The 26716-nt window shown below is 54.3% G+C and carries 14 protein-coding genes; 5 read left to right on the top strand and 9 right to left on the bottom strand.

All coding sequences use genetic code 11. The features are described from left to right. Positions 1-77: 77 nt before the first annotated feature. Positions 78-1709: an AMP-binding protein gene (locus tag VN12_RS02260; RefSeq protein ID WP_146675313.1), complete on the top strand. Its 1632-nt coding sequence runs from the start codon at positions 78-80 to the stop codon at positions 1707-1709. Positions 1710-1858: 149 nt separating this feature from the next. Further along, positions 1859-2785, top strand: coding sequence for a rhomboid family intramembrane serine protease (locus tag VN12_RS02255; protein WP_146675312.1), 927 nt, complete (start codon positions 1859-1861; stop codon positions 2783-2785). Positions 2786-2820: 35 nt separating this feature from the next. Here the strand turns inward: VN12_RS02255 and VN12_RS02250 are convergent, their stop codons facing one another. Further along, positions 2821-5160 (bottom strand): dienelactone hydrolase family protein, encoded by a 2340-nt coding sequence (locus VN12_RS02250; protein WP_146675311.1) that lies wholly within the window; start codon positions 5158-5160, stop codon positions 2821-2823. A gap of 185 nt (positions 5161-5345) precedes the next feature. Here VN12_RS02250 and VN12_RS02245 point away from each other — a divergent pair, with 185 nt between their 5' ends. Beyond that, entirely contained in the window at positions 5346-8990 is a 3645-nt protein-coding gene (locus VN12_RS02245; protein ID WP_146675310.1) for a secretin N-terminal domain-containing protein, read from the top strand. 1165 nt (positions 8991-10155) lie between these two features. On the opposite strand, the gene VN12_RS26570 is transcribed toward VN12_RS02245, so the two are convergent. The 7 genes from VN12_RS26570 to VN12_RS02210 all read right to left on the bottom strand — a co-directional run bounded on the left by VN12_RS26570 (position 10156) and on the right by VN12_RS02210 (position 19025). Next, a complete protein-coding gene (locus VN12_RS26570; protein WP_146675309.1) occupies positions 10156-11013 on the bottom strand; it encodes a BON domain-containing protein in 858 nt (285 codons plus the stop codon). A gap of 258 nt (positions 11014-11271) precedes the next feature. Further along, a complete protein-coding gene (gene ald, locus VN12_RS02235; RefSeq protein WP_146675308.1) occupies positions 11272-12375 on the bottom strand; it encodes an alanine dehydrogenase in 1104 nt (367 codons plus the stop codon). A gap of 215 nt (positions 12376-12590) precedes the next feature. Then, a complete protein-coding gene (locus VN12_RS02230) occupies positions 12591-13064 on the bottom strand; it encodes an Hsp20/alpha crystallin family protein (RefSeq protein WP_168164158.1) in 474 nt (157 codons plus the stop codon). A gap of 194 nt (positions 13065-13258) precedes the next feature. Beyond that, positions 13259-14065 (bottom strand): PP2C family protein-serine/threonine phosphatase, encoded by an 807-nt coding sequence (locus VN12_RS02225; protein ID WP_168164157.1) that lies wholly within the window; start codon positions 14063-14065, stop codon positions 13259-13261. Positions 14066-14861: 796 nt separating this feature from the next. Then, on the bottom strand, positions 14862-16577 hold the full coding sequence (locus VN12_RS02220) for an arylsulfatase (RefSeq protein ID WP_146675305.1): 1716 nt from the start codon (positions 16575-16577) through the stop codon (positions 14862-14864). Between the two features lie 100 nt (positions 16578-16677). After that, positions 16678-17964: a dihydroorotase gene (locus tag VN12_RS02215; RefSeq protein WP_146675304.1), complete on the bottom strand. Its 1287-nt coding sequence runs from the start codon at positions 17962-17964 to the stop codon at positions 16678-16680. Between the two features lie 50 nt (positions 17965-18014). Continuing rightward, positions 18015-19025, bottom strand: a complete 1011-nt coding sequence (locus VN12_RS02210) for an aspartate carbamoyltransferase catalytic subunit (RefSeq protein ID WP_146675303.1) — start codon at positions 19023-19025, stop codon at positions 18015-18017. Positions 19026-19277: 252 nt separating this feature from the next. Between VN12_RS02210 and VN12_RS02205 the strand changes: the two genes are divergently transcribed. Together VN12_RS02205 and VN12_RS02200 are read left to right on the top strand one after the other, a co-directional pair. Further along, positions 19278-24053, top strand: a complete 4776-nt coding sequence (locus tag VN12_RS02205) for a PQQ-binding-like beta-propeller repeat protein (protein WP_146675302.1) — start codon at positions 19278-19280, stop codon at positions 24051-24053. Positions 24054-24056: 3 nt separating this feature from the next. Next, positions 24057-25772: an ABC1 kinase family protein gene (locus tag VN12_RS02200; RefSeq protein WP_146675301.1), complete on the top strand. Its 1716-nt coding sequence runs from the start codon at positions 24057-24059 to the stop codon at positions 25770-25772. A 37-nt stretch (positions 25773-25809) separates the two neighbouring features. On the opposite strand, the gene VN12_RS02195 is transcribed toward VN12_RS02200, so the two are convergent. Beyond that, positions 25810-26712, bottom strand: a complete 903-nt coding sequence (locus VN12_RS02195; protein WP_205855167.1) for a transglutaminase domain-containing protein — start codon at positions 26710-26712, stop codon at positions 25810-25812. Positions 26713-26716: the final 4 nt, after the last annotated feature.

The raw sequence follows: 26716 nt of genomic DNA, 5'->3' as shown, positions 1-26716 counted from the left end.
CCATCTGGCATTTCGATCCCGGAAATGCGATATATTGCTCCGCGCCCCAGCATCCTCACCTGTTGAAGAGTCTTTTTATGTCCAAGCCGGCAATCTCGGTCACACCACACGATCAACCTTGGGACTGGAATCTTTTCAAACTGTTCATTCGTCGCTGTCGCGAGAAAGGAGCCAAGAAGAAGATTTCCGATTCCACGGGGATCTCCTTGTCTGGAAATGATTTGCTCCTACGGACATTGGTCCTCAAACGGGTATTGGAACGGGAGGCGCTGGCGCGCGACGAGAAGTTTGTCGGAGTTCTTTTTCCTCCGACTGTCCCAGGAGCGGTCGTGAACCTTGCCCTGGGATTGGGACGCCGAGTAGCCGTCAATTTGAACTACACCGTTTCCGAAGCGACGATCAATAACTGCATCGAGCAAGCTGGGATTAAAACGGTTCTCACCAGTACCAAAGTCATTGAGAAATTCGGGATCAAACCAAACGCGAAACTGATTTACCTCGAAGACATTCGAGAGAAAGCGAACATGGGGGACAAGCTTTCGGCACTCCTCTATGCACGCGCGTTACCCTCGTTCATGCTGTATCGCAAACTCAAGCTCGATGAATGCAAACCGGATGATTTGCTAACCGTCATTTTTACTTCAGGTTCGACGGGAAACCCGAAAGGCGTTCCCTTGACTTTGCTGAATGTTGCTTCGAATGTCCAAGGCTTCGACAAGTACATTCGCGTACTGGAAAGCGATGATTTTCTAGGCATTCTCCCCTTCTTTCATTCGTTCGGTTTCACCGTAACCCTCTGGGGGGCGTTGACGCTCCCGTCGTCCGCTTCTTACCACTTCAACCCATTGGAACCTAGGCAGATTGGAAAACTCGTCCAATCCAATCGCTCGACTGTATTGCTCGGAACGCCGACCTTCTTACGCAGTTACATTCGACGCGTCGAACCGGAGCAGTTCAAGTCGTTGGAAGTTGTCGTCGTGGGGGCTGAGAAGATGCCGGCCGATTTGTTCGGAGCGTTCGAGAAGGTGTTTGGGATTCGGCCTACCGAAGGCTACGGTGCAACCGAAACGAGCCCCGTGGCTTGCGTCAATCTGCCTCGCGGACGAGCGCAGACCAACGACCGCGATGGTGGACTCCGCGAGGGCTCGGTGGGACGCCCGATCCCTGGAGTATCTGCTCGCGTTGTCTCGCTCGATGATGGACACCCCCTGCAAACCATGGAAACAGGAATGATCCAGATCAAGGGGCCGAACATCATGAGCGGCTATCTTCATCAACCGGAACTGACGGAAAAGGTTCTCCACGACGGTTGGTACACCACGGGTGACGTGGGATACATCGACGAAGATGGATTTGTGTTCATCACCGGTCGCCAAAGCCGCTTTTCGAAGATCGGCGGAGAAATGGTTCCACATATTCAAGTCGAGGAAGCGATTCTCCAAATCGTTGGAGACAACGAAGGAGTTTTGAATGTCGGCGTTGCTGGGGTCCCCGATGAAAAGAAGGGGGAACGCTTGGTTGTTCTACATACCGAGATCTCCAAGACACCCGCCGAGATTTGCAAAGAACTGTCCAGTATGGGACTTCCGAATCTGTTCATCCCTTCCCCTGATAGTTTTATCCGCGTCGACGCGATTCCCATTTTGGGGACAGGCAAACTCGATCTCCGAGGTCTCCAACAACTCGCCCGCGACAAAGCGGATAGTTAAATGAGGTCGAGAGGGATTTGGCAAGTCAGTCTAGGATCGTAACCTCGTCGAAACAGATATCCTCCATGTGAGCCCACCATCATGCCCGAAGCATTGCATTGTTCGTTACCAGGCGTTACACCGATGTTCGCGCACGGAGGAGACCCCTCATGAGCGATGCAATGCTTAACCAGGACGCGCTGACTGAATCGGAACCGAGTTCGAGCTCCGATTCTATTCTGTCGTCTTGGGTGACCGGCGTCAGTTGCTTGATTTGTGTTGGGGTCTTTCTTGGACTTGGGGCTGCGGAAGACGCGAACACGTGGGACCGTCTTTCCCAATTTGGCTACCTGCCCGCGCACGCGATTTGGGACGGTCAGTATTGGGCACTGATAACGTCCGCCTTTGTGCACATTGAGATCTGGCATCTGGCTCTCAACGTTTACTGGCTTTGGGTCCTCGGCAGTCGGCTGGAACGATCGATTGGATCGCTGCTTTTTCTTTTGTTTTTCGCGATATCCGCTTTCGTGAGCTCGTCATTCGAATTGGCGCTGTCGGATTCGACCGGTATTGGTGCTTCGGGGGTCGTCTACGCGTTTTTCGGGTTTATGTGGGTGGCGCGAGGGAAGTACACGCTGTTCGAGGAAGTACTTCCCGCCAATACCATATGGTTGTTTGTCGGATGGCTTTTTGTTTGCCTTTCTTTGAGCCTGGCAGATATTTGGGAGGTTGGCAATGCTTCCCATTTCTCTGGCATCTTTTTCGGTGCGAGCATCGCTGCGGCATGCACGCTCCGACCTTATCGCGTTTTGGCGGTCATAACGGCAGGAACTCTCTTGGCAGCGTCGCTAATGTTCTGCGTTTGGTGTCCATGGTCTGTTACATGGCTCAGTAACCGAGCTTACAAAGCTCATGTTGCGGGTCGGTATCTAGATGCGATTGAGGCTTACTCACAGCTCATTCAACGAGAACCCGAGTACGCGTGGGCATTCCAAAATCGCAGCTATGCCTATCAAGCGGTGGGGGATAACGATCAAGCGGAAAGAGACATGGAAACGGCGATTCAATTGGATCCATCCCTCAAGCCGATGGAATAGTCTCGCCCTGATAAAGGTTCCAAAGCAAATCGCGTTCAAGGCTTCAAGTGTTGCCGAAGGAACTCGAATGTTCCTTTTCCGTGGATCGTATGGGGACCTGGGAACCATTCGATTCGAGCTCGGTCCGGGTGCTTCAGCAAGGCTGAGTAAATGTGATTGACCTTCGCAAACTCGGCACCGACGCGATCATCGGGTGCGACGCCATCAAAATGCCCTCGCTCCACCATAAACGGGCGCGGTGCGATGAGCGTTGCCATCTCGGCGTAATTGAACTTGGGTCCAAGATCAAATTCGAAGATCTCGTACTCTTTGGTCCACACGTAGCTGTAGGGGCTGTTCGTCGAAGTGTTTTTCCATACCCAATCGTTGAAATCCGCAGAGCAAATCGAAAGGCAATAACCAGGGATAAGCGCGGGGATACGCATCGCACTCTTGCCGCCATACGAAAGTCCATAAAACGCGATTCGTTCGGAATCGAGAATCGGAATCGTTTTTAACCAGTCCACGATTACCTCGTGTTGAGAAACCATCGTCGAAAAAAGCGTCTTCCCCAACGGATTGCTCTTGCGCTGCAACTCGCGGAACCGGTCTTCAAATAGATATAGGTTTTGGGGTGCAAAAACAATGTAACCCTGGCGTGCGAGCTGCATCGATACATCGTGATAGGCGGGATGATCCCCTGTGATCGTGTCATCGGGACGACCCTCCAGCCCGTGCTGAAACACGACGCATGGACGCTTTGTCTTCGTGATGGTTCCCGAGTCGGCAGCGGTCCATGCCTCCAGCGGTTCGGTGGGAATGAGCAACTTGCCGTAAGCAAAAACGTTTTCGAAGAGGTCGAGAACCACTTCATACTCGGCAATACCATCGATGCTCTTCACGTATCGGCTTCGAGGGCGGGGAGTTAGTTTGGAAATCTCCCATGCTCCGATGACCTCGTTCCGAAAGTCCTCGCGATAGGGTCTGACAGTGGATTCGAACTCTGCAAGAGACTTGGTCCGAAGATTCTTCCAGTACTCGGCTCGCTCTAAGTGGACAAGTTCTAGGACACGTTGTTGATGGCGATCCCATGTCGCGAGAGTTCGCTTTCGTCTCTCTTCCGCGGTATGAAAAGGCTGCTGGAGAGGGGGCGCTTCAACGAGAGCGTGGGGTTGCATGTTGAGAAGTTCCAGGAATCGATTGAGAGCATCTTGGGATGGCTGACCAACTCGATTCGATGTTGGCCTCGGTGGATGCGAGGGTTCGATTCTCTCAAGCGAGTCCTTTAATCCCCAAGCGTCAACCAAAGCTTCTGCACGTATCCATTCTTCTTTGACCTTCTCGGTGACTGGCCCTTTCAATGAACCAGGTGCCGCACCTTGACCTGAAACCACGACAGTCGGGCCAGGGATTGCGTCGACGAGGAGGTGACGAGGAGCAACGAGAGCAGCTAGCTCTGCGTCCCCATGCTGGCGCAATAGCCCCTGCACGTTGCGATGAATCGGCTCCTGCCAGATTCCTTCTCGCGACTGAAAGTGGCCTGAAACGACTACCGATTGGACTCGATCATCCAATGCCGCCGCATGCAGCGCAATCCAACCGCCTTCTCCCCAGCCGGTCAAGCCGATACGGGCTTCCGGGAACTTTTGTCGAACACCATCGATAAGGGACTGTATGGTCTGGACTTGGTAACCGAGCGGATGACGCCCCAGTACGAAGGAGGATCGATAGAGAAACTCTTGATCCGTTAAGACAGATCGCTTTTGCCGAGGCTCAGCGATTCGTTGGATAACTTCGGGCACAAAAACGTGAACGCCTGCTCGCGCCAAATCGAGTGCGTACGCACTCGAATCAGGCCCGTGCCCACAAAGCTGTTCCGGGGATTGCTCCGCATCGGGGATGGCGATCACGATCGCCTGCGAGGAGGGGGCTTTTGGGGAAGGGGGGGTGATGCAAATCCCATGGACAATGACATCTTCGAAGACGTTCCAACAAACAGACGAGAAACGAAAACCAGAGTCAGTGCGATCGTTCGGTGGCACAGGCCACGGACCTTCAACTCTTAACTGGGGCTCGGCGGAACGCGGTTCCCGAATTCCAATCCGATAGGCGAGCGACTCACGCAGCGGCTTGGTCGCGGCGAGATACTCCGACTGCAACTCAAGTGGAGTAGAAGTTGGCGAACTCGGTTTGGGCCATGACCGCAATCGATTCGCTCGCTGTTCCGCGAGCTGCCGATCGAGGAAGGTGTGAATCCCTGTGATCATCTGATCGGCGATATCTCCGTCCATGGAAAGGGCGGATGTATTGGGGAGCGGATTCGGCGGGGCCGCCGAAGCGAATCCAGAGTGAAACGCGATAACGGAGAGGGCGAGTATGGACAGAGTGCGATGCATGGTGGAATGGGTGGGGGATTGCGGGAGATGAAGAAGGGAGGGAAGAGCGTGAGTTCGGAATGGTTAAATTTTAACGGCAAGGAAGTTTGTTTTGTTTGAAGTGGGTTTGCCCAAAATTCCGATCAATCGGATTGAAGCGAGCTGCGCAAAGGGCTTGCAGTCCATTCAAACGAAGGAAACGGCACGTGAAAAAGAGATTCCTCCTGAGATTTGCTAGCTACTCCGTCGCGATTCTGGCGTCCGCTACGGTTGTAACTCGCTCGACCGCCCAAACGAATCCCAGCAATCGGATTGCCCAAACCGGCGCGGGCGCGGCCTCCAATCTACCAGGTGCCAACGGAGTTGTGGCATCTGCGAACAGCGACGGCAAGCTCCAGATCTATGATGTACCGCCCGAAACGTCCGGGTCCCTCGCGGCTCAGCTTCAGTTGCAATATGCCGCCGAGAAGCGAATTCGAATCAGCACCGAACCCGGTTCGGGCCGGTTGATGGTGTTGGCCCCTGAGGGTGTGCAGCAGCAGATCGCGCAAACAATCGCTTCGATCAAGTCCCAATCTCCGACCGCTTCCGGCGGTGCCAAACTGCCTCCTACGATTCAGCAGTCGAATTTCCGACTTCAGAAGATCAATGCGAAGCAGTTGGAAGATGCCATCAATCGATTGGCAGGAAATAAGTTAAACGTCGTTGAAGTTGGAAACGGGGTCGCCAGCCTTCGTTTGCTGACCGCCAATGGGCCCCAGGAACTGATGCAGATCGAGCGAAATACCAATACGGTGAAGCTCGCTGGAACGCCCGCCAACGTCATGGCTTGGAACCAGGTCATCGCTGCCATCGATTTGGGACAGGCCGATCCCAATCGGCCCACTCAAATCATCCCCATCAATCCTGCGACGCCTGAGAGGATTGAACGCGCTGTCCAACTCGTTCGCTTTGCAAGCTACCAGCAAGATGGACAGCCTCCCCAAGAAGATGAAACTGGCGTTGCCCAACTGCCAGGGCGAGGCCAGAACGATCAAGCGACGGTGATCGGTTCGCCCGATGCGCTTAGCTCAGGAACGGGCTTGATCGGTGATGTCGATATCTCGTTCGTGAACGAGATGGGATTGGTGATCGTCAAAGGGAGCAAGAAAGACGTTGAACGCGTCTTGGAAGTGATCGAGAAGATCAAGAATCAGAGCAAAGAAACTCAGCCAGACATTGAGTTGGTTCCGCTGCAGCACGTGAACAGCCAAGCCTTGTCGGTGATCATCAACGACATCAATACGACCGTGTTTGCACCTCGACAAGGTCAAGTTAGCATCACCCCGCTGGGACAGCCGAATTCGCTGCTTCTGATCGGTCGAAAAGATGCGATGACTGGCTTGATCGATTTGATCACTAAGCTGGACCAACCGCTTGATCCCAATAGTCAGTTGAAGGTCTACAAACTGCTGCACACCTCATCTGTGGATGCCGAGTTGCTCATTCGAAACTTCTTTAGCGAAACGGGGACCGGAGCTACGGGGGGCGGTGGAGCTGCCGCAACGACAGGTCTAGCACCTCGCATCAAAGTAGTCGCCGACTACCGCACCAACGCACTGATTGTGCAGGCATCTCCTCGTGATCAAACCGAAGTGAGCAAGTTGATCGGTGAGATCGACGTCGAAACGTCGCCGGCAGAAAGTCAAATCCGCGTTTTCCCAATCAAGAACGCTGTCGCATCAGAACTGCAACCTATTCTCTCGACCGCCATCAGTGGTCAAGCGACCGGTGGAACTGGCGGACAAGGTGGAGGTCAGGGGGGCGGCAATCAAGGGGGCGCTACCTCCTCTAGGGCATCGACTCCGAGCGGAAAGATCTCGATCTCGCCTCGTGAAGGGAAAGGTCCCGATATCGAATCGGGCATTCTGGCCGGTGTGGTGATCACCACCAGTCCCAGCATTAACGCGTTGGTCGTTCGGGCACCGGCGAAGAGCATGCCTCTCGTCGCTGCTTTGATCGAACAATTGGATCAACTACCGAGTGCCGATGCGAGGATCAAAGTTTTTCCCGTGATGAACGGTGATGCGACCAGTCTCGCGTTGACCCTGCAACAAGTTTTCGGGCTCCCTGCAACGGCAGGCACCGCGACAACGAACGCAGCAACCGTCGGTTTGCAAAACTTGGCCGCACTGACCAGCGGTGGCGACAGCTCATTGATTCCACTTCGCGTCACGACGGACGCGAGAACCAACTCGATCATCGCTTCCGGTTCCGCCTCGGACTTGGAAGTCATCGAAGCGTTGTTGTACCGACTCGACGATCAAAGCGGTCAACAGCGATCGAACGAAGTGATTTGGTTGCGAAATAGTTCCGCCAATGACGTTGTGACGGCGTTGAATCAGCTCTTGAACACGCAACGGCAGGTGATCACGCAACAGTTAATCTCCGGGCAAGCGATCAGTTTGTTTGAGCGAGTGGACCGTGAAGTGTTCATCGTTTCCGAGCCTGCGACCAACAGTTTGATCATCAGCGCGACTCCGCGCTACCTACAGCAAATTCGCGATGTTGTCACGCGATTGGACCGACAGCAACCGATGATCGCAGTCGAAATGCTGGTCGCCGAAGTAACGCTCGATGATAACTTTGAAATGGGGAACGAATTCGGTATCCAAGACTCGCTCATATTCGATCGTGGAAGTGCATCGGGTGGAACGCTGGGAACCCCCGGGTTCAACACCGGTACACCTTTAAACAATACGGTGACCCGAGGTCGTCCCCAAAATGTAGCGGGGCAAGGTCTGACAAACTTCTCACTTGGACGCACGAACTCCCAATTGGGGTACGGCGGCCTCGTCTTGGCGGCAGGGAGTGAGTCTGTCAGCATTTTGTTCCGAGCGTTGCAGGATGCGAACCGAGTGCAGGTTCTGTCCCGCCCCAATCTACTTACCATTGATAACAACATCTCGGTTGTGCAAGTGGGACAATCGGTTCCGCGAATTGTAGGAACGACAGCAAACCAATTCGGACAACAGCAAAACCAGATCACCGATACGCCTGTCGGTTTGATCATGCAGATCCAGCCTCGAACGAATCAAGACGGTTTGATCAACATGATCGTGGCTGTCAATCGATCGAGTCTGGGGAATATTGACGATGGTGTTCCGATCGGATTTGGTCCCAACGGTGAAGCGATCCTCTCACCGATCATCAACCAGACTCTTGCACAAACACGCGTCACTGCTTACGACGGTCAGACAGTGGTCCTCGGCGGTCTGATTTCCAAATTGCGATCAAGCCGATCCCGTCGGATTCCTTGGTTGGCGAGCATTCCCGTCGCGGGCGCCCTATTCCGCTTCGAATCGGAGGCGGAGTCTCGCTCGGAACTGCTCATTGTGATGACTCCCCGCGTGATCAATTCCAACGACTCTGCCAAGATCGACATGATCAAGCAAGTAGAATCGTCGCGGATGAGTTGGTGCATGGCTGACATTCTCAACATCCATGGCGATGTTGGTCTTTCGCCAGGAAATGGACTTTGGGGGCCCGCTGCCTCTCCGGTGATCTTTCCTGACTTGACGCCCGCCGTCGAATTCGATCCAACCATGAACCCCAATGTCATGATGGGTGAAGCCGAAGGAGTGATTATGGAAGAACAGCCACCGGTGATGCTCGATCCTCAAACCGGAAGATCGATCCTCAAGGACGTTCCCGCCTCGAACGGGAATGGGGCGGTAACTCCCGCTGCACCCCTTCAGAACACCTCCTATCAGTTGCCCCAAGCCGGCGGGATGCAGCCAGGGGCCATCGCTCCGGCCAGCTATCAACCCATGGGACCCGATGCGAGGATCGCATCCCCCACATCCCGGTAAAAGACCAATGTTCCATAACAGAGGCCGTTAGAACGACGCAGGGACGCGGGTCATCGCATTCGCGTTCCGTTGGACGAACACCCTCCCCATTTTCATCAGCTCCAGCCACTAGAAAACATAGCAGGGATGCAAATGCTTTCGAAAAGTACGCTCACTCCAACCGCGTGGATCGCTCTTGGAATCGCTGCTTCCTTTACCGGTTGCGCGTCGCTAACGAACGACTCGAAATCGACAAAAAAGAAGGACGACGACAAGAGTTGGTTTTCGTTCAAGAAGAAGGAATATCAGATCCCCCAAGCGATGAACGTCGTTTGGACCTACGATATTCTGACAATTCCTGGAAAGGCTCCCACCCGCGGTTTTGGCGGTCGCTTCTATTTCTACAACGAAAAGACACAAGCGATCCCGGTGGACGGCGAGTTGATGGTCTACGGATTTGACGATAGCTTTGGGGTACAAGAACGTCCAGAGTTAAGTTCGGCTACCAAACGGTACAAGTTTACAGCCGAGCAATTGACTTCCCATTTCTCCGAAGGACAGCTGGGAGCATCGTACAGCGTTTGGATTCCATGGGATGCCGCTCCTGGGGAGGAAAAGAAGATCATGCTCATACCCACCTTCGTGGCGAAAGACGGGAAGATGGTGCGAGGTGCAGCAGCCACCGTCAATCTGCCTGGAAAGACTCGGGTGCAGCCAGATGTTAAGACCATTATGCAGGTGAACGCTCAACTGCCTGTAGGCGCTCCAACGGCCACCACTCAAGCAGTCCCCGCTGCCTCGCAGCAATCGTCCCCATCGCAACAATCGTTTGGTGGGACGCCTCTAGGGCATGGTGTTACAACGATCAATCTGCCACACCGTTCGGCTCAACGACAATTGAACACGCCTGACCTGGTCGCGGTTTACGAACAGTTGCAACAATCGGGGATGGGATTCGAACAAGGGGCTGAAACGTCGCTAGCTTCAAATCAAGAATTGATTTCTTCCCGAATGGCAGCGGCCGATCAAGCGATTGCTGAAATAGCCAAAGCAACTCAACCTGCAGCGCAAACGACGATGCAAGTTTCTTCGTTCTTCACTCCTCCCACTCAGATGCCAATTCCCTCGACTGGGAACAACTCCAATGTGGTCAATCCACCTGGAACCGCAGTTCCCGGGGGACCCGCTAACGGTTGGGCGTTGCCTCAATTGTCTCAGCCGGCTTGGACTGGACTGACACCTCATTTTGGACCTGCGTCACCCCAGGCTCCAGCATCACCAACTTCTCCACCATCCTCTTATCCGACTCGGTAAGCGCGGTGCCTCGCAGTACTACGACGCCCGATTCGACGGTTGCGGAGATATTCCGCAGCCGTTCCGGCAATGGCAAGCGAGCCATCCGCTCTGGGATCGTATTGAAGGACTCGTTGCGTGCGCTCTGATTGAATTCGATGTCGGGACGAACTACCGCTCGAATCTGACCTTTTCCGTTGGCATTTCGTCCGCCTCCGAGCTGGTTGCGGTTTCGACTGCCTCCGAGTCCGCCCAAGCCTCCAATACCTCCAAGTCCGCCGAGGCCTCCACCGAATCCGCCTCCCAATCCTCCAAGCCCGCCGCCTAGGCCACCCATCCCTCCTCCGAGACCTCCCAGTCCGGACGCCCCGCCACCGAAGGCGTTCGCTCCAAAGGGAGAACCACCAGCTGCACCACCGAACCCAGTCGTCGCTCCGCCGATTCCACCAGCACCGCCAATTCCGCCCGCGCCCCCGCTGGGAGCTCCCGATTGAGACGGAATTCCAAACTGTGCAGCGGCATTGATTCGGCTGTACTCAAGGACCGGAGTGCCAGTCACGCCTAGCCCTCCAAAAGAGCCCGGGAGACGGGATTGAGACGACGCTCCACCCGCAGATGTTCCACCTACGGCTCCACCACCGAATCCCCCTGTCTGGCCGCCGCCGAAACCACCCGTCTGGAATTGAGCGTGCGAAGCCTTCGCGCTGCAAAAGGCTACGGAAAAACTCAACGCGAGAAATGTCCAACGCATGGTTCGCTTCATCTTGCGACTCCCCCGTGAAAACGTCGTAAAACCGTCTTTCCGCTATTATCTCTGAGCCAACGCGCTCTGTGCAATGCTTGCATTGCAACTTTGGTAACGGATTTCAGGATTGCTATCTGTGTATCGAAAACAACGCCCGCACGCTCGACAAAGCTGTGGAAGTTGCATGACACACGGATCAGTAAACACGTAAGACTTGATCCGGTTTTGCGGATAACGCCGATATTGGGTTCAGATTTCCTGACCTTACGGTTTAGACACGTACTCGAAATCGAACGTATTAGCTACCGCCTCGTTCGTCACCTTGCCGTGGCAAACATTTAGGGCGTCCCGAAGAGGCTTGGAATTTTCGATCGCCCAAAGGATGCCTTTGTCCGCCAAGGTGCAGACCCAGGGCAATGTAACGTTGCAAAGGGCAAAGGTGCTGGTTCGGCCCACCGCTCCCGGCATGTTGGTCACGCAGTAGTGGAGAACATCGTCGACCATATAAGTCGGATTCTGGTGCGTCGTCGGCCGACTGGTCTCCACACACCCGCCCTGATCGATGGCTACATCAATGATAACGCTCCCTGGCTTCATCAGCCGAAGGTCCTCTTTACGTACCAAGTGAGGGGCCTTAGCGCCTGGTATGAGTACGGAACCAATAACGAGATCGGCCAGCTTCAGTTCTTCGCGAATCGTGTGACGATCACTGAAAAGGGCATTCACATTGGGAGGCATGACGTCATCCAAGTAACGAAGTCGGTCCAAGTTGACATCGAGAATGGCTACGTCGGCTTGAAAGCCCGCCGCGATGCGGGCCGCATTGGCTCCCACAATCCCACCTCCCAGAATGGTGATATGGGCCGGAGCGACGCCCGGAACGCCCCCTAGCAATATTCCGCGTCCCATCTGCGGACGCTCCAAGTACTTTGCCCCCTCTTGAATACTCATCCGTCCCGCCACCTCGCTCATCGGCGTCAAAAGTGACAGTCGCCCCTGCGAATCGCGAAGGGTCTCGTAAGCGAAGCAAACCGACATGGATTGAACCATAGCCTCGGTGAGCTTCTTGTCCGCGGCGAAGTGAAAGTAGGTGAAAAGGGCCTGCCCCTTCCTAATGTAATCCCACTCCGACTGCATCGGCTCCTTGACCTTCACAATCAAATCGGCTTGCTGATAGACGTCGCTCCCAGATGCGACCAACTCGGCCCCTGCCTGCAAATAGGCGTGATCGGCCAATCCAGAACCGAGACCAGCCCCGGCTTGAACGACCACCTTGTGGCCACGCGACACGAGCTCTTCAACACCGACGGGGAGCATCGCAACGCGGTACTCATCCTGCTTCACTTCCTTAGGAACGCCTACGATCATGGAACGAAAAATCCTGCGATTAGAGAATGTCGTCGAAACGACTTCGTGAGTGAGAGGACAAGTCGATCAAGGCCACCAGTTTAGGGGACTTACGTGGGGATGACTATCGGCCGGAAGGAAGGAAGAACAAAAAAAGCCCGCGGCAAATGGAATTGCCACGGGCTTGAAAGCCTCAAGGTCGAAAAGCCTCGCTCCCGATTGCGAGAGGACGCATGCTATTTGATTTCCACCTTGCGCGGTTGCACTTCCGGTCGCTTGGCGATCTGGACGTGCAGCACACCATCGGTGAAGCTCGCTTCGATCGTTTCAGGTGCGTAGGATTCGCCCACAGCAATTTTTTGTTTGTATAGGCCATAATGCAGACTGTTGTGCCAAGATTTGTGTTCACCAAGCTCCGGAGCCTTTCGCTCGGCTTCCAAGACCAATGTTCCGTTTTCAAAGGTCAACGAAATGGCGTCTTTCCCCACGCCAGGGAGATCCACCGCAATATGCAATCGATCCTCTTTTTCCCAAACGTGGGTTGGAACACGCAGAGTTCGTACGAAGCCCTCGGGACGGCTACTTTCACTATCCCGTCCACGTTGGGCTCCGAAAAACTGGTCAAACAATCCGTCGAAGTCCCTGCCAACAACCGCCAGTGTCTCGGGCGAAATCGAACGAGCCAAACCACCATTGAAAAAATTCGACATGACTTGCTTCTCCTCGTTAGACGGATGGACTACATACCGGAACTCTTGACGCCCCCGCATGTCAGGGAGTGGCAGTCAAGACCGACGAGACCCCTGCTCATGCAACGAGCGTGCCAATTGAAACGAGTGCGCCCGATTGAATGGTCAGAGCAAACGGCTTCACCGAAGAAAGAAGGATGAAGGACCAGGAGCGACTAGACTCGGCGGACGCAGACGACGCTCAAGTCGTCCGGCTTGGACGGTTCGTCGGAATCGGTCCGCATTCGAATTCGCGCGTCGGAGATTAAGGAATGGAGCGATCCGGCCAATCTTCCTTTTCGCATCCTCTCGACGACTTCATCAACCTTTAGATTGTCGAACAAGCCATCGCTTGCAATGACCAATGTGTCTTTGACTCCCATCTCAATCCGAGGCCCCATCTCGATCCGCATTCGCGGGTCTCCGACAACGTTCGAAACAAGGTGACGGTCTTCATGGTGCATCGCTTGGTTCGGTTCCAAGAACCCGGCTTCAACGGCAAAACCTACCGGCGAGTGGCAGATCGACTGGTAGCGTACACGCCCGCGGTTGGTGGCAAGCAAAATGGTCGAGTCGCCAACGTGATAAGTTCGGATCCAACCTTGATGAAACTCTGCGACGGCAATGGTGCAAGCAGCTCCGATTTTAAGATCCTGCACGGTGTGATTGGCTAACTCAATTCCGTCCAGGATCGCGGTGCGAAGCTGTTGGGGATTGTCGCGACATAAAGCTACGGAATCGGCCAGACAACGCAGCGCAAGGGAGGCTGCCACCTCCCCGCCTCGCATTCCACCGCACCCATCGGCAATGGCGAACACTGCGGTCTCCTCGTCGAAAGGAATTATCGCTACGGCATCTTCATTGGGGGTGATCTTGTTGGGAGACCGCTCGGAGAACGCGGACGCAATCCAACACGAGCGGGCCAGCGTTGTCACCTCGCCGCTCTCTTGCTCGAATAGAAAATGGGAATCGCGTGCAATCATCGTTTCCGAGAACCTTCGTGATGGGGTCGTTGGCCTCAAATGTAACGGTCCGAACCGAACAGACGACCGATTCTTGAACATTTCCAGCCAAAGGCCTTTCGATCCGTTCCAATACCAACCGTTTTTACCGATTATAACACCATGCTTCCTCCTGTGCTTGCGGGAAACCGCATGTGGAGGTGTTTCTCGGAATGGCTTGGCTTTCTGAATCCGTCCTGTTTCTCGCAACGGCGCCAAGGCGCAAAGGGTAGAAGATAAGTGGGAGTTGAAACCTGGATTCTTGCCGACTTTGCGAGCTTCGCGCCGTGGCGCGCCCCTTCTTCCAGCACGTTGTTTCTCGCAACGGCGCCAAGGCGCAAAGGGGAGAAGATAAGTGGGAGTTGAAACGTGGATCCATGCCGACTTTGCGAGCTCTGCGCCGTGGCGCGCCCCTTCTTTCAACACGTTGTTTCTCGCGACGGCGCCAAGGCGCAACGGGGAGAAGGCAAGTAGGAGTTGAAACGTGGACCCTTGATGACTTTGCGAGCTTTGCGCCGTAGCGCGCCCCTTCTTCCAGCACGTTGTTTCTCGCGACGGCGCCAAGGCGCAACGGGGAGAAGGCAAGTAGGAGTTGAAACGTGGACCCTTGATGACTTTGCGAGCTTTGCGCCGTAGCGCGCCCCTTCTTCCAGCACGTTGTTTCTCGCAACGGCGCCAAGGCGCAAAGGGGAGAAGGCAAGTAGGAGTTGAAACGTGGATCCATGCCGACTTTGCGAGCTTCGCGCCGTGGCGCGCCCCTTCTTCCCCTCCCACTCGACTATTTCGCTGATTTCAATGGCCAAGGGGCGACATTGGCTCGCTTCGCGTAGGTCTCGTAAAGGGCACGTAATTCGGCAACTTTGGCCGGTTGCTCCGCTGCAAGATCATGGGCTTCTATTCGATCCGCGTCGATGTCGTAAAGTTCCCAAGGCTTTCCATGCTTGGCTACTAGCTTCCACTTCCCCGAACGAACGGCTCGATTTCCCTCGTGTTCCCAGTAAATCGCTTCTCTCTCTAATCGATTGCCGTCGAATACTGGTCGCAGCGAAAGGCCCTCAAGTGGAGTTGATTCTGACGGGTACTTCGCGCCCGATAGATCGACAAGTGTCGCAGCGATATCGATGAGATGGCCTGGATCGTTGGCAAGAGAGCCTGCTTTCTTTATACCCTTTGGCCAAAACGCAATCAACGGCGTGCTGATCCCCCCTTCATGTACCCAGTGCTTGTATTCGCGGAAGGGCGTATTGCTAACGTTCGCCCAACCTTCGCCATAAGCAACGTACGTATCAGCAGGTCCTGGCATTGCCTTGGGACCCATTCGAACCGGATATCCGTCGCGTGTTTGGTCAGGGACGCTTCCCGCAGCTGCGAAGTCGGTCGGCTTCATCGGAGAGAGTGTGGGCGAAGCGGGACGGGCAATGTTGGGATGTTTCGGATTGCCGACTCGCCCCATCCCTTCGGCACACCCTCCATTATCTTGCAAATAAAAAATCACAGTGTCGTCCAAGAGTCCTTGGGCCTCCAACTCCGCTCGAATGCGACCGATGCCTTGATCCATCCGATCGACCATCGCTGCATAGACCTCCATGCAAGCGATCTCCCAGTCGCGATGCTGAACCGAAGCCCAATCCTTCGCGGTCGGTGCAAGCCCTTGTTCGGCATTCATGACACCGATCTGGCTTCCTTTCTGCAGTCGCTTCTTACGGATTGCATCATACCCTTCGTCATACACGCCCCGATACTTTTGAATGTCCTCTGGGAGCGCGTGCATCGGCCAATGAGCTGCCGTGTAGGCGACATACAAGAAAAACGGCTTGTCCTGCTTCTCCTCCGTATGTTCTCGAATGTAACGAATGGCATGGTCCGAAATGGCGTCGGTGTAGTAATATGTCTCAGGCTGGTACTCTTCATCGGCGAAGGGGGAAATCATCGTGTTATCGCGAACCAGTGAGGACGGATCGAAGAAGCTTCCTGCACCGTGAATCGTTCCGTAAAAGCGATCAAAGCCTCGATGGATGGGCCAATTGTTCTTGGGCCCCTCCGCCCCCGCGTGTCTGGTCACATGCCATTTCCCTACCGCATAATTTGCATAGCCAGCGGGTTGAAGCATCTCCGCGATGGTTCGGCATTGGTCATTCAAGTTCCCTTGGTAGCCAGGCAATCCACGGTCGTCCATCATATGCCCAATGCCTGCCTGGTGTGGGTAAAGGCCTGTCAACAAACTTGCGCGGGTCGGACAGCAACGGGCGGTGTTGTAGAATTGCGTAAACCGAATTCCGTCCCGAGCCAGAGAATCGAGATGGGGGGTTCGAATCTCACCGCCGTAGCACCCCAGATCGCTATATCCCATATCGTCTGCGAGAATCACGACGAAATTGGGACGCTTGCCGGGCGCATCCTCGGCCAAGACTGCGACAGCCGACGAGAGAATAAATCCAATGGTTAAACAAAGATAGTTGCAAACCGATGCACCGGAGAGAAGGTGTCGAATCATGGTGGAGTTGGCTGGTGTGTAGGCAAGGATCGTAGAGACTCGCCTACCCATTGTAACCAAATGTCATCGACAGATTTGGTCGGAAGGATCTTCAGCAACCTCAGGCGTGATAACGCAGTCGGCCGCCTACGAAGGTGTGGGTCACTGCGCCATAAAGGTCAGCGCCATCGAGGGGGGTGTTGTAGGATCGGCTTTTCAAATTGGATGCATTGACTCGCCAAAGGCGATCTGGCTGGATGATGACCGCATCGGCTGGTTTGCCGATTTCCAAAGTCCCGCCCGGTAGACCGAGCAGCTTGGAGGGATTCCAGCTCATCTTCGCGAGCGCTTGGGGCCAACTCAGGATGCCAGGGCGAATCAAGAACGTCACCACTTCCGCGAGAGCCGTTTCCAAGGCAATCATTCCGAACGGCGCATCGTTGATTTCAAGCATCTTCTTTTCGAGCGAGCAAGGTTTGTGGCCGCTGCTGATAATGTCGATGGTGCCGTCCGCTAGCCCTTCCAAACAAGCTTCGACGTGATCGCGGGATCGGAAAGGAGGATTGACTTTGCAATTGGCATCGAAGGAACGGAGCGCTTCATCGGTGAAGTGAAGGTTGGCAACGTAGCTTCCCGCCGTGAATTGAATACCTCGCGACTTGGCCCGTCGACACAACTCCACGCTTCCAGAAGTACTGATGCTAGTAAGGTGGAGCCGACCACCGGTTGCTTCGATCAGTCGCAAATCGCGCGAGGTGGCTAAGTCCTCCGCTTCGGCAGGCATAGGTGCGAGTCCTAGCTTGAGTTGCTCTAATCCTTCATGCATCACGCCGCCACGAGAGATCGAGGCGATTTCAGGGTGATCGAATACGACGCGATCGAACATCAAGCAGTACTCGAGAGCGCGTCGCAGCAACCCGGTGTTCTCAATAGGGTTTGGACCATCGTAAAGTGCGACAGCTCCAGCATCGACCAGGGAGCCGATCTCCGCAAGCGATTCGCCTTTTCGCTCCTTGCTTACACAGCCGAGGGCATATACGCGACAGTGATCGGCTCGGCTCGCCTTTTGATGAATGAACTCGACGCTCGCTGCGGTGTCGATCGGTGGTAGGGTATTGGAGGAAAGGGCAACTGACGTGTAACCGCCAGCGAGCGCCGCGAGAGTCCCGGACTGGATCGTCTCATCTTCCTCGCGGCCCGGCTCTCCGAACTCTGTCCCTAAATCGACTAAGCCTGGAGCGACGATGCAATCTCGAGCATCGAGTCGCTCGACATGGGTAGGAACATCACCATCCAAAGTGTCGACGCCAGCGAAACGACCATCCAGGATCAAAAGCCTTCCCACCCGATCCATCCCATTGCTGGGGTCGATCAAGCGTGCGTTCTCAATGAGCCAAGAAGAATCCATGGGGTTGTTGCTCGAAGGTGGAGGGAATGGTTTTGAAAGCGGCGCGGAAATTAGGCCGCATCATGCTTCACGGCCGTGTTAAGGCCTCCGAGGAGAAGCCAAAGAGTAGCCATGCGAACGGCGATACCGTTGGTGACTTGTTCCAGGATCACCGAATGCGGACCATCGGCGACTTCGGGGGTCAATTCAACCCCTCGATTGATGGGCCCTGGCGCCATGATGAGGATATCCTCCTTGCTGCGCTGAATGCGTTCCTTGTTCATCGCGTACAGCAACATGTATTCATGTACCGAAGGGAATGGACGTATGGCTTGGCGCTCAAACTGTATGCGCAGCAGGTTGAGAACGTCGCATCGGGGCAATATCTTGTCCAAGTCGTAGGCGACCTCCACTCCTAGCTTTTCCCAGTTCTTCGATACCAATGTTGCAGGTCCGCAAACAATCACCTTGGCTCCGAGTTTCAGCAGACCCCAAATATTGGACCGCGCCGTGCGAGAATGCGCAATATCGCCAACGAGCGCTACGGTGAGACCGGCGAGCGACCCGCGGTGCTGCCGGATTGTGAGCAAATCCAAGAGGCCTTGGGTGGGGTGTTCGTGGGGGCCGTCCCCGGCATTCACGATGCTGCACTTCAAATGGTTCGCGAGCATGTGGGGAGTTCCCGGAGAACTATGCCGTACGACGACGGCGTCGACCAGCATGGCTTCGATCGTCTTGGCCGTGTCGATGAATGTCTCTCCTTTGGCGACGCTCGAGCCGCTCGAGGAAAACTCGACCGTATCGGCCCCCAAGCGTTTAGCGGCGAGAGAAAAGCTGTTTCGGGTGCGAGTACTGTTTTCGAAGAACAAGTTCGCAACGGTTCGACCTTTTAATAGATCGAGCTTCGTCCGCCCTTGATGGGTCGCTCCGTGCAAGGCCTCGGCGAAATCGAGAATGAGCGTGATTTCATCGGCCGTCAGATGTTCCAGCCCCAGCAAGTGCTTGTGAGACCAGTGGGGAGGAATTTTCGGCAGAGCAAGCGATCGAGGGGGAGGGAGAGTCAATGCGGATTCGCTCGACATGGAGAGAGTTCCAATCGTGACGCTGGGGCTAGGCGGAAGGTAACCGATACCAACCCATCTTCCGCCCCGATTGTATGCTGGATGCAACCGCTTGAACACGCCTTTCGTCATCTGGTCGGATGGTTGCATCCCCGCATCGCCTCGGATAGGATGCAATCGCAAGATTTGCAGTGTTTTGTGCCTGATTGGCTCGATCTGCCCCCTGTCAAATCGCTCTGAACTACTTGCCTTAGGCAAAGGTAATCAACAGCCATGGATGCTCGATTGCGGCTCGCATTTCTTTTCGGTCTGACGACTTGGATTGGCGGGGTTCTGGTTTGCAACGTCAGCTTCGCCCAATTTGCGCGCCCCAGATCCCAGCAAGTTGATTCGACTTGGATGCCCCCCTCCCGAGAGGTACTCACTCTCTTGGAGGATGCTCGCGAGCATGTGGCTGCATCGCGGTGGTCGGAAGCGACATTGGCGATCGGTCAACTGTTGGGAATCGAATCGGATGCATCCAACGAGGAATTCGGTATCGACTATTTCCTCGAATCGGAATCGCCACCGAGCCAACCCCGCGACCCCCGCTTCGGGCGGATTGTTCAAGGAAACTTGTTCGCGATTCTTTATGAATTAGTCGATCAGTTACCTGACGAAGCGATGGAGATCTTAGACGTTCGACACGGCGTAGAAGCAAAAAAGGTATTGGATGATGCCGTTGCCACTGGCGATTGGGATCGCATCGAACGGCTTTCGACTCGACTCGGTTTTCTCCCAGTAGGTCAAGACGCCACATTGCTCATGGCGCAGCGAGCTTTGGGGCAAGGAGATGCGAGCCAAGGTGCGTTCATGCTGTCGCAGCTCCTCAAGCAGCGTCGTGCTATCGCTCGCTTCGGTGCAGCCCTTGGTATTCTCGGCGCCGAAGCGCAATTGCTTGCCGGGAACCGTGAAGAAGCGGAACGCCTGTTGCGATTGGTCGCTGCCCAGAACCCCTCCTTCCGCGTGGATTGGTTCGGTACAGCTTTGAATTGGGACGCGGCGACGTTGGATAACGACATTTCGAAGATTCTCGAGAGGCTCTCCGCCAAAGCGGCATCTCAATCGCTGAAAAAAGTGGATCTCGTTGTTGCTCAACCGTCGATCGTCGGGGGCAACAGCCGTCGAAATAGCGATACGCGAGCAGGCGTCCCGCTTCCTATCCTGCAATGGCATGCCGAACTGCATGAGTCGAGCCAACAAAAGGAAGAACTGTTGTCGACGCTAAAGAGCCAAGCCGGGATGCCAATCGAACAGGCCGGTACGACGATTCCCTCGAGGATGCCGATTTGCGTTGGGCGATCGATTATTGCTTCGACGTTTGACCAGCGGATCGTCGCCCTGGATTTGCAGACCGGTCTGCTGCAGTGGGAATGCGTTTACACGGGCATGCCCTTGGGGTTTTCCATGGAGAATATCCCGACGCGTGGATCCATCGGATCGGAATATGGGGTTCCCGAATACCTTGCCAAACGGGTTTGGGGAGAAGCGACCATCGGCCATTTGGCGAGCGACGGAGAGCGTGTGTATGGCGTGAGTGAATTACCCAGCGTCGATGTGTCCGAGGCCTATGCATTAGGTCCCAACGCCCGATTCGCCAGGCAGCTGGGGATCAAGACCTACAACGTGTTGCAATGCTGGAGTGTACCGGAAGAGGGCAAACTTCTTTGGGAGGTGGGAGGAGTTAAGAGCGAGACGGAACCCGCGCTGGTCAATATTCTCTTCTTAGGGCCACCATTGCCCTATCGAGGGGAGCTGCTGATTCTAGGGGAGCTGAACGGTGAAGTAGCTTTGTTTTCGCTCGCTCCTGATTCCGGAAAAGTCCTCTGGCGCCAGCCTCTTGTGGTGAACAACGGTGCGGTCGTTGCGAACGACACGATGCGCCGAAGTATCGGTGCAACCCCATCTGCGGACGGTAACCTGATTGTTTGCCCGACTTTGTCGGGGCATTTGGTTGCGTTCGATCTTCACACCCGATCTCTGCAATGGGGACTCGCCTATCGCTCGAAAGTAAGCACGGCAGGAGCGATGACGGGAACCTTTGGCGGGATGGAACTGGGGATATTCGAACCCTTCGATTCTCGATCGGTCGACCTGGCCCCTGTGATTGCCGAAGGCGTCGCGCTCTATGCTCCGCCCGACGGATTCGGTGTCTATGCGGTGGAGCTTCAGACGGGGGAACGCAGATGGCACGCGTTGGATTCTCAAGACCGAAAAATTCGATATGTCGGTTGCGTCGCCGGGCAAACAGCGATCATTGTTTGTCAGAATGCGATTTACGGACTGGATTTGCAAACTGGTGAGCCGAAATGGGAGCCCATCGGACTTCCCGAAGGATCACAAGTGGTCGGTCGCGGGGTGCGCAATGGCAACCGTTTTTATGTGCCTACTTCGTCTCAAACCATCGAGGGCCTCGATATTGTCACGGGCAAGTGGGTGTCGAGCACTCGGCTCGAGCAGATGCCAGGAAATTTGGTAAACGTCAACAATAAACTCCTCTCCCTATCACCTACCGAACTCGACTGCTATTCGATCCAGGACTTGCTCCGAGAAGAGGTCAAGCAAGAGCTTTCGCAGGCTGCGATTTCGTTGGAATCGTTGATGAAACAAGGGGAATTGGCCTTGGCCGACGGGCGCGTGGAGGAGGCGATGGATTTGCTCGAAAAAGCCTACCAGATGGATCCGGAGGACCAAGACGTTTGGTTGCGACTTCGCAAAGCTTCAACAACGGCGTTGATGAGCGATTTTGAAAAGTACTCGTCGAGGGTTTCTGCATACAAAATCGGTTTGGAGTATGACTTTGTCTTTCTTCGCACGCTTGTCCAAGGCCTCCAGCAGAAAGGCCTGTACGATCAAGTTCTACTAAAGCTGATCGAACTTTCCGATGCGAGAACAAGTCGAAGGCACGATCAATCGGGTGGGAACGAGTTCTTTCAGCCGACTCCGCAATTGTCCGTCCAAGAAGATTGTTGGATCGAAACCCAAGTCGAGCGAGCTTTGAACGAAATCGGGAATTGGCAAGCGAAGCCAGAACTTGTTGCGGCGCTCGATGCCCAGGTCGCAAAGATTCCAAAGCTTCAACCCAATCTGCAACGCGTGAAACTCAAACATTTTCGGTCCGTCGATCGGGTCTCCAGCGTGCGTGTGCGATTGGCGGAAGAATTGCTCGAAGAAGGGAACTTGCTCGACGCCGAGGAGCTTGCCATCGAAGCATTTGGAAACGATCCGATTGCAAATTGGATGAAGATCGATGCCGGAGCTGCAGAGGTACTCGCCAAAGTCTATGCAGCATCGTTTCGCATGGATCTAGTAGAAAAGATCCTTCCCTCGACGGCGAATGATGGAATGGATAAGGTTCGCGCGCGAGTCGAAGAATGGTATCGGGTTTGGGCGGAACGCGGAAATGAAGTATACCCCCAAGCAATTGCGAACCGGTTTTTCAAAGCAATTCCGACCAGCGATTGGCCGAAAGGGAAAGTGGAGGGGAATGTCAACGCGTCGCAAGAGATGATGCAGCTTCAAGGATTCGCTGACTCTACTATTCCGTGCCGAGTGCAAGGGGTGGTTGGAGAGACTCTGCAGAATTGGGACTTCACTTACTCCACGAGTAGCGGCAACGTCATTTTGCGCAACCGTTTGAATGGGTTTAGCAGCGCTGCGAGGACACAGTCCTTTACTCTGGCGCAGGGAGTAGTTCAAGTATTTGCAATCGATGGAAAGTTGATACTTGAAAACAATAGAACCCTGGTCGCTGTGGATGCCTTAAAGAGACCGGCGATCGATAGCGAGAATGAAATTTGGCATCGCTATTTCGAAGGAGCAGTGCCAGTTGTCGAGCGAGGGCGGGCTCGACAAGCGGTCGAAGCGACCTACTGGGGATTGCCTGTCGCGAACAAGTCGTTTCGAGTGATTGGAGGTGGACGGTTTGGATTGTTGGTGATCGATGAAGATCAATTGATGTGTCTAGATCCCAAGACAGGCGAAACGATTTGGAAGCAAGTCGGGTTTCAAGGGGCCCATTTTGCAATGGACGGGGAGGTGCTATACGGAGCTTTACCGACCCGAAAACTTCTCAAGATGGACGTGCGAAGCGGTCAAACGCTGAAGAGCGAGAATTTCACAGGAGCCCATCCCTACACACTGGCGGTTGGAAAACATCTTCTTTATGCAAACGAGCAAAAGCGGCAAGTGACACTGGTGGATCCAAAGGATGGAACAACGGTATTGGATCGAACATTCTCGGCCGACACGGCCATCGCCTTAGCGCCAAACGGACTTGGGTTGGTCACCCTCGACAATGCCGGAACCGTTTTTTATTGGAATTTCCAGACAGGCAAGGAGCACCAGCACCGAATTGAAAAACAGGATGATCTGCTCGATTTGAGAGAATCTTTCGATGCAAAAGGTACGACGCTGTCGGTACATTCATTTGAAGATAAGCTAATTGTCTTGCCCTACAACAAGATCTATACCTATGCCCGACCCGAGATTTATCCCTCTGAAGGAGACAGCGCATTTGCTCGCGTGAGTGGTTCCGTGTTCGCAATCGATGCTTCCGATGGAAAGCCGGTTTGGGAGAAAGCTGTCCCAGTGATGCAATACGGTTTCCCGTTGCATCAAGCGAAGAATAATTGTCCGGGTCTGTTTTTTGTCCGACGAATCGTTCTGCCTCGAGTGAACGACGGTAGGGCTGCTGAGATGGTCTGCGTGGCAATCATCGATGTTAGGAATGGGAATATACTTTTCGAACAGGACGACGTTCTGGGAGCCCATCAGCCTCAGTTCTCGCAGACTGTCGTTCCGGAGCTCAGAATGGTTCGCTGTACATATGGTGGTGTGGAGTTTATGTTCAAGTGGACAGACCAGGAACAAGAGTCATCACCGGATCGCATCGGCCAAAAGAACATGTCGGAGTACGCGTCCAAGATCGAGGAAATGCTCAAGTCGCGAAAAGATGAGAAGCGCGTTCCTGCACCTAGGATCGAAGCACAGCCCGTCCCTAATCCTTAATACATGCGACTTACCTCCTTACCACGCTACTATCGCAATCTGCGTCGTTGGCAAGAGATCATCGTCGTGCTGCGGCGCTACGGGTTAGCCGATTGGCTCAGCCGGTTGCGAGTAGATTTTATTCGCGATTGGTTAAAGGATGACGACGGAGTACCTCTGTCCAGTTATTCTCGATCGGCCCGGGTACGTATGGCTCTCACTGATTTGGGGCCGACGTTTATTAAACTTGGACAAGTTCTATCGCTTCGCCCCGATTTGGTCGGTTCCGATCTTGCCAAGGAGCTTACGTTGCTTCAAACGCAAGTCCCGGCAGATCCTTTCAATGTGGTTCGTCAGATCGTCGAAAAGGAACTTGGACAACCGCTTGAAGAGGTATTTCTCCGTTTTGAGGAAACCTCGATTGCTTCGGCCTCCATTGGTCAAGTGCACGAAGCGGTTCTGCGCGACGGGACGCGTGTCGTTGTCAAAGTGCAGCATGCGGATATTCAAAGGACCGTGAGCGAAGACTTGGAGGTCCTTTGCGGGTTGGCGGTGATGGCAGAGAAAATCCCTGAGTTGGCTGCATGGCAACCGCGTACGATCGTGGAGCAGTTGTCTCGATCATTGCGTCGTGAATTGAGTTTTCAGAGGGAATTGCTCAATCTGCAAGTCTTCCAACGTCTTCTTTCCGACAAACCGGGGATTCGAGTTCCGAGAGGTTTTCCCAAGCAATCCTCTTCGATGGTTCTCACGATGGAGAAGTTGGAAGGGGAGTCGATACACTCGATCGCCGTGGATACAGAAGAGGGGGTCGGGCAACGAGTAGAAATCGCAAGGCGTGTTGCGAGTTTGTACGTCGATAGCATATTTGTGATGGGCCTTTACCATGCCGATCCCCATCCTGGAAACATCCTCATTTTGGCCAATGGCGATGTCGGACTTCTCGATTTCGGAATGGTGGGGAGGATCGATGATACGTTGCGAGGAAATATCGAAGAGATGCTCTTCGCTGTGGTGAGTCAAGATTCCGCGCTGCTGACGTCGCTGATCAAGCGTGCGGGAAAGATTCCTGCGAGTATCGATGAATCGCTTTTATCCAACGATGTTGCGGATTTGATCGCCAATTATGCGACACAGCCCATTGAAACGCTCGACTTTGCTGCGGCCCTGCACGACGCGACGGACGTTTTGCACCGCCATCGCATTACTCTGCCGAGCCAAATGAGTATTCTGATCAAGACCCTCATTACGTTACAGGGAACCATTAGCCAATTGAGTCCTGGATTCAGTATTTTGGAAACTGTGCAACCGAAGCTTGGTTCCCTTCGTCGCAATCGTTATTCACCATGGCGACAGGCGAGAAGGATGAGGCGATTGTATGTTGAGATCGAGGGGCTCGTGGAGAGGATGCCCTCTCAAATCAGTGCCCTCATGGAATTGATTCAAGAGGGGAAGCTCGATGTGCAGTTGTCCCATCGCGGCTTGAGCCCTTCGATCAATCGCCTCGTGCTGGGCCTGTTGACGAGTTCGCTTCTTTTGGGGTCATCGATTCTCATGGCCTCGAAAGTTCCTCCGTTGCTATTCACCCAACGCGGACCTCTGGGGCTCCAGGATCTGTCATTGCTCGGACTGATCGGCTTTCTTGTCTCTTCTCTCGTCGCGTTTCGAATCTTGTTGGCCATCAACAAATCGGGCCATCTCGATGCGGAATCCGATGAACACTACGATCAATACAAGTAGTAAGGGCGTCTCTTCGAGGGTACCGAGATAGGGGTTTTTAAAGAGTCGTGTGGGAGGGAGCGATGGGAGCCACGTCGACGCTCACTTCGAGTCGGGTAAGACCTCCCCCGATGAGAAGTCCCGCAATGGGAGCGACATCCGCGTAATCGGCTCCCCAAGCCAGCGTGATGTGTTCGTTTCTTGGAATGGCATTATTGGTAGGATCGAAATCGATCCAGCCAAAGTCCCCGAAATAAACGCTCAGCCATGCGTGGGAGGCATCCGCGCCCACCAATTTAGGTTGGCCTGGAGCCGGGTGGGTGAGTAGATATCCGCTTACATACCTGGCTGCCAAGCCGATTGAACGGAGACAAGCGATTTGAAAATGCGCAAAGTCTTGACAGACTCCTTGTTTGGTTCGCAGTACTTCACGCGGTGTCGTCGAGACGAGAGTGGAGTTAGGAACGTATTGGAAATCGTCGAAGATCCTTTGAGTCAGATTGGTAACCGCATCTAAAAGTGAGTTGTGCGAGTGGAAGCTTTCCCACGCGAAATCGGAGAAAGCGGATTCGGATTGAATGTATGAGGAGTCGAAACAGAACTCTTGGGCTCGTCGATCCTCATCGGTTTGGGGTTGGTGAAGCCGATTGCGAACGGATGGGAAGGAAACAGACTCTGCTCCTTCCCAGCACGGCACGGAGCGAGTGACAACGGATTCCGCTTCGACCAGCATGGATTGATGCTGCGATTCGATGCTGAAGAATTCCGTTTGATTACCGTAAGGATCTTGCCTAGGACGACGTATGGAAGGAGCAGGGGAGATTTCGATGTGAGATCGTTCAACGGACTGATAAGAAACTTCGCGAGGGCTCAGGTGCATCGTGTTGTGACAAAGCAATGCAGGGCTCGAATACTCGTACAAGGTTCGATGTAAGATACTATAGCGGATTGGTTCGATCATGATT

It is taken from the genome of Pirellula sp. SH-Sr6A, from assembly GCF_001610875.1.
Taxonomy (GTDB): Bacteria; Planctomycetota; Planctomycetia; order Pirellulales; family Pirellulaceae; genus JBKCUI01.
The sequence above is the reverse complement of the archived record's forward strand: the minus strand, read 5'-3'. Positions and strand labels throughout refer to the sequence as shown.

Bases quoted from the DNA above. Each gene is read 5' to 3' on its own strand.
- ald (WP_146675308.1), bottom strand. From the start codon at position 12,375: ATGATCGTAGGCGTTCCTAAGGAAGTGAAGCAGGATGAGTACCGCGTT.
- VN12_RS02195 (WP_205855167.1), bottom strand. From the start codon at position 26,712: ATGATCGAACCAATCCGCTATAGTATCTTACATCGAACCTTGTACGAG.
- VN12_RS02225 (WP_168164157.1), bottom strand. From the start codon at position 14,065: ATGATTGCACGCGATTCCCATTTTCTATTCGAGCAAGAGAGCGGCGAG.
- VN12_RS02205 (WP_146675302.1), top strand. From the start codon at position 19,278: ATGGATGCTCGATTGCGGCTCGCATTTCTTTTCGGTCTGACGACTTGG.
- VN12_RS02215 (WP_146675304.1), bottom strand. From the start codon at position 17,964: ATGGATTCTTCTTGGCTCATTGAGAACGCACGCTTGATCGACCCCAGC.
- VN12_RS02210 (WP_146675303.1), bottom strand. From the start codon at position 19,025: ATGTCGAGCGAATCCGCATTGACTCTCCCTCCCCCTCGATCGCTTGCT.
- VN12_RS02220 (WP_146675305.1), bottom strand. From the start codon at position 16,577: ATGATTCGACACCTTCTCTCCGGTGCATCGGTTTGCAACTATCTTTGT.
- VN12_RS02255 (WP_146675312.1), top strand. From the start codon at position 1,859: ATGAGCGATGCAATGCTTAACCAGGACGCGCTGACTGAATCGGAACCG.
- VN12_RS02230 (WP_168164158.1), bottom strand. From the start codon at position 13,064: ATGTCGAATTTTTTCAATGGTGGTTTGGCTCGTTCGATTTCGCCCGAG.
- VN12_RS02200 (WP_146675301.1), top strand. From the start codon at position 24,057: ATGCGACTTACCTCCTTACCACGCTACTATCGCAATCTGCGTCGTTGG.
- VN12_RS02260 (WP_146675313.1), top strand. From the start codon at position 78: ATGTCCAAGCCGGCAATCTCGGTCACACCACACGATCAACCTTGGGAC.
- VN12_RS02250 (WP_146675311.1), bottom strand. From the start codon at position 5,160: ATGCATCGCACTCTGTCCATACTCGCCCTCTCCGTTATCGCGTTTCAC.
- VN12_RS26570 (WP_146675309.1), bottom strand. From the start codon at position 11,013: ATGCGTTGGACATTTCTCGCGTTGAGTTTTTCCGTAGCCTTTTGCAGC.